This is a genomic window from Nocardia sp. NPDC004722 (assembly GCF_053601505.1).
The window spans coordinates 1-7189 of sequence record NZ_JBSGBY010000441.1; the positions used below are offsets into that span (position 1 = coordinate 1).

Genomic DNA, 7189 nt, shown 5'->3' on the forward strand with positions numbered 1-7189 from the left:
ATTCCGTGCGGGCGTGCGCGATCTCGTCGCACAGGGAAAACCCTTGGCGGTCACCGGCTTCGGCACGGCCACCTGGAAGGGCGCGGGCGACATCGAGTTCGATCCCGTAGGGCTTGACCTTCTTCAAGTGCTCAATCACCGCCCGCTGCCCCTCGGCCGGATCCTGCTCGGGATGCACCCGCACGTTGAGGTACGCCTTCGCATACGGAACCACCGCGGACGCAGCGGTTTTCGTCGGCGGCGCATCCAACCCGATCACCGTGATCGCGGGCCCATACCAAATCCGCTCCCCGATCGGCCCCGACCCGAGCAGCGGCATGCCCGGTTCCATCCCGGTCACCTCGGCGAACTCCTTATCGGTGTAGTTCGCCCCCTCCCATGTGTCCCGGCGCAACCCCTCGACCGCCACATTCCCCTCGGCATCGTGCAGCGTCGCCAACGCCGCGACCAAAGCCAGCAGCGCATCCGGCGCGGCCCCACCGAACTGCCCCGAATGCACCGGCGCGGCCAACGTCCGCACCTCCACAAACACATCCGCCACCCCACGCAAGGCGGTCACCAACGTCGGCTGCCCCGCCCTGATATTCCCCGCATCGCAGATCAGCAACGCATCGGCCTTGAACAGTTCCGGATGCTCGGCCGGATAGTCGTCGAACACGGACCCGTACTCTTCCTGCCCCTCGATCACCACCGTCACCCCCACCGGCGGCTTCCCCCCGAACGCCCGCAACGCCCCGATATGCGCCACCACATTGGCCTTGCAGTCCGCGGCCCCCCGGCCATAGATCGCCCCGTCCTTCTCGGTAGGCGTGAACGGCGGTGTATGCCAAAGACTTTCATCCCCCGAGGGCTGCACGTCGTAATGCCCGTACAGCAGAACCGTCGGAGCCCCCTCCGGGGCCGGAATCCGCCCATAGATCACCGGCGACGTATCCGGCAGATCCAAAACCCGAATATCCGCCACCCCAGACTTCCGCAACTCCTCCTCAACAAGATCGTGCGCTTTGCGCACGTTCTCCTTCGGATAGTCCGGGAAGGCGATCGAAGGAATGGAAACCAGCTGCCCGAGCAGCCCCTTCAACTCCGGCATCAACCCATCAACAGCGCTGCTCAGCTCCTGATCCAGGCCCATCCGCCTATCGAACCACCTGAACCGCTCAATCCAGCGAATCTCCGGCGACACGCAGCATCACATGGTCCGCGCCCAAGCCGGCGAGTAGGTCACCGCCGACGAGGCCACGATCAGCGCCACTACCACGAACACCAGCGACGGCAAGGTCGCCGCCGCGAACGACAGCCGAGAGACCATCGCCGACACCGACAGGCACCGAAGCATGAACCGCTGCGGCACAACAACTCCCATGCATCGTCGCACCCGCGAACGCCGCCCGCGCCGCCCCGCTCGCCACGCATCCCGCTCAGCGATCCGCGCCACCAGCCGAACCACCACCTCGGTGAGATCCACCCCAAGCGACGCTGCGGACACCCCTCCGGCCCACAGCGCCGCCTCTCCCTCCACCAGGGGGTCACTGAGCAATTCATCGAGCCGCATCCCCTCGAGCGCCTGCTCCCGCGTCAGCAGCCGTCCCGGTAACCAGCTCAACATCCAGCTACCGCCGCCAGGATCGGGGATGTAGTAGGCCACCTCCGGAGTGATGTCGCTGGTAATCGACCGATCGGTCAGGTGAAGCGTCATAATGCCGCCGCTTTCTCGAATGCTTAGGTTCTACTGAAAGTCTCGGATTCGGCCGCTGTGGCATCCATCGAATTGCCCGCTATCCCTGGTCATTTGCCCTGGATATCGGACCGCGCCGAAACCCGGACGCGAATCATCGGACGTCTGGTTGTAGGCACGGCCACGAAGTAAGCTCGCGTGACACACCCTGAGCATCGGGGTCGGCGCAGGGGGCCGAGATGACGCGGGCGAACCCGGTCGAGGAGCCGATCGGCGAGCTGATCCGAAGACTGCGCCGAGAACGGGGCTTGACCCAGAAATCCCTGGCCGACAAGGCAAAATGCTCCCGCAGCCTGATCCAGCAGATCGAGAGCGGCACCCGGGTGCCCCAGCTGTCGCTACGGGAGAGTCTCAGCGCCGCCCTCGGCGTGGCGCTACCGACCGGCAGCCGGGCGACACCATCCGGCGGTCACGCCGATTCCGGAACCGACGCCCTCCGCATGCGCTTCAATGTCCTGCTCGGCCAGGATCCCGTCGCGGCCGAACACGCACTGCGGATCGCCGAGCGGCTGATCGGCGCGAAGTCCGCCGACGCGGATCTGGAACCTTTGCGCGCCATCGCGGTTCGACAGCTCAGACACGCCGAGGATGTACTGGCCCAGGTGCCCGCGCGCAGCGTCACCGTGCTGGAATGGAATACCGTCGCCGACTGGCGCATGCTCATCGAACAGGCCACCCGGTCGGTCTGCAGTATCCATGTCGCCGGATTCGCCGTACTCGGCGGTGAGATCGGCGAGGAATACCACGCCTCCATCTACCGCCTCGCCAGTCGCACCGGACCGGCCAAACTGGACATTCGCCGTATCTACGTGCTCGACACGATTTCCGAGCTGTGGCCCTACGACGAGAAACTGTGGCGACTGGCTCGGGCCGGGGTCGAGAACCTGCTGGTGCGGCGCGACGACGTGCCGGGTGCGGCGGGGCTGATGCTGGTCGACGACCGCTTCGCCATCCTCGGCGAATACGACCATGCCCGCGAAACCCGGCTGGCCACCAGGTTCTCGGCCATGGCGCATGAAATACGGTTCCTGCGTGGGCGTTTCGAGAAGCTCTACGCTCTCGGATCACAGCGACGAGCGATCCCGGTCAACAAACTGCTCACCAGACCACCGCTCGAGCACCACACCCGCATCGACGAACCGGAGTGCCGCGAAAAATTCCGGGCGGCACTCACGGAGGCTTGGAATCTACTGCCACACAGTGGATCCTAAGCGCTCAGACCGCCACCCGGCTGCCACAGCCGGAACGGATCACTGTATCCGAGAATCGCCCTAGCAGCTGCCGCGCTGTACGCACGACTCGCAATATCGGGGTACAAGGACGGAAAGTTGGAGCGATGCATCACCGTAATGGCGTCGGCCATCGTCGCGGTGTGGCCAAAACGAACTGTCACAGTGCGATCAAGGCGCGTCGCCACACAGTTGCCGCCGCCCTTGGCGGCTAGATCGACTACGACCGCGCCGGCAGGCAGAGTCGACAGGCCGTTTCGGTCCAGCAGCAACGGCGCAGGCTCACCTCGACGCTGGGCCGCGCACACCACCAAATTCGGCGCGAACGAAGAAATGAAGCATGAGATCTGGTCCGGATTGGGATCGAGGAGAAACTCATTCGCACCATGCGAGAGGGCGAAAGCGCGCTGTTCGGCCCGGTTTCCAATGGCAGCCGTCGGTGCATCACCGCAGTTCGCCGCCGCAGCAATTGCGGCGAGCCCAGCCTGGCCACAACCGACGACCAAGGTACGGACCGGACAATCGGGATGCTTCTGATGAAGCTGCTCGCGTGCCACCTGGTAGGCCACCTCACCGGCAATCCGGCTCATGGCGGTCATGGGGTCCAGTTGCGCCGCCTCAAGATCCGGCGGCATGTGCTCGAAGGCCACCGATTCCACCCCACATCGGCTCAGTCGATGAATCGATCGGCGACGCGTCACCGGATCCTGGAATCCGACCAGCAACTGTCCGGGCCTGGTCATCCCGTCCAGGTCGTAGGCGGGCGGCTTCACCCATGTGATCAGGTCCGCGGCCGCAAAGACTTCCTCAGGACCCGAAACCAACAACGCACCCGCAGCCTCGTACTCGACGTCCTCGAAACACGACTCCGCACCGGCGGACCGCTGCACCACTACCTTCAGCCCGCTCCGAACCAGCACCATCACATCCTCGGGGGTGGAGGCGACACGTCGCTCACGCACGGCGGTCTCACGCAGTACGCCAACCGTCCCTACCCGGGGCAAGCGCGCCGGAATCCGGCGTTCGAGCAGGGCCCCGGAATAGGTCATGCCCGCGTCGAGCCGCTCGAGCAACCGCGCGATGCGGTCGAACAGCTCGGGTACCAGTTCGGTACCCGACACCTTCCCCAGTCGGCGTGGCGTTATCACGTTGAGCCGCACGCCCATCCGCTGTGAGCCGGTGCAGTCCAATGCGACGCTGTCGATTCCCGCGGCCGTCAGCAACAGATCCTCCAGATCCGCACTCGATCTCACCGCGGCTGCCGCCATCATCTCGACACTAAATTCGATCGTCAGGAACATGCCATCCCGGCTGCCCAGTGCGCGGATCAATTCGACCCCGAATCTGGCGTTGATCCCAGCCACCAGCTGTCGCGCAGATTCCATTCGCTCGCGCAATATCTTGCGGTTCCGGACCAGCCGGTCCTCCGACGTCCCTTCGATCGTGGCACGAATCAGATGCGTGGACTCGCGCTGAAATGGAGCCCGCAACCGCTTGCCGATCGCGGTCAGCCACTCCTTGTCCCCCGTGCACGCCGCACCGAGCTTGCAGGGCCCGAAAGCATTGAACGCCTTGGAATTGCCCGTGATGCTGAGCACGCGGTCGTAGAGCCGGACAGGACCATCTGCGGTCGGCACGACGAGAGAGGCGATCGGAATGTGCCCATCAACCAGCAGATCGAACGCCATATCGCAGATCACCGGCACATCGGCCGCGATGAGCACCCGACCGATCTCAACCAGTTGCTCGACCGTGTAATCGGCGACGACCGGATTGCCGGGAAGCGTAAGCAACACTCCACACAGGTCCCCTTGCGCCATATGGTATTTCAGCGTCCGCTCGAGAGCCAGCGGATCGATCCGGAAGTCGGCGTCGGCACTGACCTCGGCGGTCGCTATCCGCAGGCCATACTTGGCGATATGCCCGGCCGCGCTCTTGTAATAGCCCTCCGGGCACACCAGAACACCGCCTGGGCGGGCCAGCGTGGCGATCGCCTCCTCCAGGAGGATCGTGCTCGAATAGGGACTGACGATCACCTCCGCGGGATCGACGTCCACACCACACAGGCCGGGTGCGGGATCCGATATCCGTGCGAAAAGTCGCTCGGCCGCCAGCTTCCGCAGGATCAGCGGCTGTCTCTTTTCGTAGAACGGGAGTGTACGGAGGAGACCATGACCGAACAGGTCTGTCCACACGGAATCTAGGGTGCGCATCGCATTCTCGTCCATTGGCAAACCGGTCTCACCGTGATAGGCATCAATCAGTCCGCGGTAGCTCCGACCGCTCATCCCCTGAAATCGAGTGTCATCGCCGAAATACCGACACGCGTATTCCTTGCGCTGGTCGGAGCGGTCCGCGACTTCGACCGGGTCCAACGGCCCCGACACCACCGCTCCGCTCATTTGGGCACGCCTACGATGCCGAGGTCGTCGTCATTCCAGGCCCGCCGAAGAGCATCGCGGAAGCGCGGACGACCTTCCCCGTCCAAACGCTCGAAGCGAGCCAACCCCGTCATCTCCACTAGATCGTTGACCACCAACGCCATTCCATATGTCCGGAGTTCACGGAGATGGTTGAACTTGCGGTACGCGGCCTGGACGTCGTGACGCAGTGTCGAGAACCTGCTCAAGTCCCGTGCCTTGCGGCGGAAGTCGTAGTCACCAGCCAGCACATAGCCGTCGTCTACGATTAGGATGCCCTGCGCGTTCGGAGCAAGCTCCCGATTCACCAGGATGGTTTCGACACCGGCCTTGACCTGCTGCCAGAGCCTGTCCTCGTAGGGTTCCACGTCCACAACGTCGTCGAGCACATAGATCCGCTGCACCGACACACCTGAACGCGCCTTGGCCAGGATTTCCCGGTGATACTCGTCGCCAACATCGCCGCCGACCGCACCCAGCTCGGTGGTGTGGATCGCACAGATCCTCTGCTGCGCACGGACTAGCACGGTCAGCCAGTCGATGATCGAATTCCACTCCCGCACCACGACACTGCCGGATGGAATCTGGGTCAGAACCTCCTCGGCACGACCCAGTTGTCGCTCCGCGATCTCCCGCAACGGAGCGAGGACCTCATCGGTGTCTTTGAGTGCAGCGAGGCTCTGCGCGATCGCGAGAGCCCGAGTAGCTATGTCCGGCTTCTGGTTCAGCAGGATGTCGAAGCGGATGCGCACATCACTGAGGGCAGCCTCGGCCTCGCTTTGGTCTCCGTCCCCGGGCAGGCGTTCACCCAACGCCGCGCTCAGCTTCTCGCGTTGCGCACAAGGCGGGACGCGGGTGCCATTCTCGATTTGCTGAATCAGACTGCGCGAGCATCCGACCCGTTGAGCCAGCGTCTCTTGGGTGAGGTTACGTTGCCGGCGAAGCCGCTTGACCACCGCCCCGATGGGCTCGCCGTCCGAGGCCGAGCAAGACATGCTCGTCTCCCATCATGCTATGCACTGCTCAGATGTATCATCCGTAGCCCCATCGTAAGCACGACATGTCATTTCCGCCACGACAGAACTTGCAACGATGGGCGGATTCGTTACAGGCCAAGCTAGACGGGACAAATACCCCGCAGAGAAAGGTGGATTCGTCACCCAATTCGCTCTACCTTCGGCGACTTCATCTTCCAACGCCGCCGAAGTGCTTGCGCACTGGGATATTTCCGATACATCCAAGGTAGTTTGCTTACTTATGAGCATGACTCGCCTTATATGCGCAGATCATAAGCACTTCCTCTGCAAATGTGCCATCACAGTGCTGAACTATCTTTGGTGCTACAACAACTCTTCGAGGGGTGCCCGAATTCCTGGCCCTCGAATTCGCGCCCTGAACAACCCGCTCCGACAAGTCGCCCGAGATGGCCTTCCGCACAACACTTTCCATGGCCAGCTGGTAACTCACCCGGCTCCCCGATCGGATGTTGACCTTGGAGCAGGCCACTATCGGGATGGCGCTCGACGAGGTAGTGAGCGATCCGGCACTCGCGGAGGCGAGGAGGCGCTCGAAATGGCCGAGATCGGGCCACTCAGCTCGGGCTCGCCCTGCGGGAAGCTGTTGCGCTGCTGTGGGTTCGATTCGCCGAACGGGACCGCGACCCCGAGCCCGGCGAAAACGCTTGCACCACAATCCCCTAGCCCGCAGGCATGCTCATCGCGCGGCAGCGCGATCCGGAGACCGAGGAACTGACCAAGATCGCGGTGCGGATCTCGTTCGACACCACCGGTTCCATCATCGTGAGT

5 protein-coding genes are annotated in these 7189 nt (G+C 63.6%); 1 reads left to right on the forward strand and 4 read right to left on the reverse strand.

Annotation, left to right across the window (positions count from 1 at the left end):
- Positions 1-1132: M20/M25/M40 family metallo-hydrolase (locus tag ACWELQ_RS32535; protein WP_452400864.1), on the reverse strand; the 1132-nt coding region annotated here is incomplete at its 3' end.
- A gap of 57 nt (positions 1133-1189) precedes the next feature.
- On the reverse strand, positions 1190-1696 hold the full coding sequence (locus ACWELQ_RS32540; RefSeq protein WP_452400865.1) for a hypothetical protein: 507 nt from the start codon (positions 1694-1696) through the stop codon (positions 1190-1192).
- A gap of 218 nt (positions 1697-1914) precedes the next feature.
- Between ACWELQ_RS32540 and ACWELQ_RS32545 the strand changes: the two genes are divergently transcribed.
- The gene (locus ACWELQ_RS32545) at positions 1915-2946 is read left to right on the forward strand and encodes a helix-turn-helix domain-containing protein (RefSeq protein WP_452400866.1); all 1032 of its coding nucleotides are present in this window, start codon (positions 1915-1917) and stop codon (positions 2944-2946) included.
- Here ACWELQ_RS32545 and ACWELQ_RS32550 read toward each other — a convergent pair.
- The gene (locus tag ACWELQ_RS32550) at positions 2943-5366 is read right to left on the reverse strand and encodes an aminotransferase class I/II-fold pyridoxal phosphate-dependent enzyme (protein ID WP_452400867.1); all 2424 of its coding nucleotides are present in this window, start codon (positions 5364-5366) and stop codon (positions 2943-2945) included. The genes ACWELQ_RS32545 and ACWELQ_RS32550 overlap by 4 nt on opposite strands.
- The gene (locus ACWELQ_RS32555) at positions 5363-6379 is read right to left on the reverse strand and encodes a helix-turn-helix domain-containing protein (protein ID WP_452400868.1); all 1017 of its coding nucleotides are present in this window, start codon (positions 6377-6379) and stop codon (positions 5363-5365) included. Before ACWELQ_RS32555 ends, ACWELQ_RS32550 begins: the two co-directional genes overlap by 4 nt.
- Positions 6380-7189 lie beyond the last annotated feature (810 nt).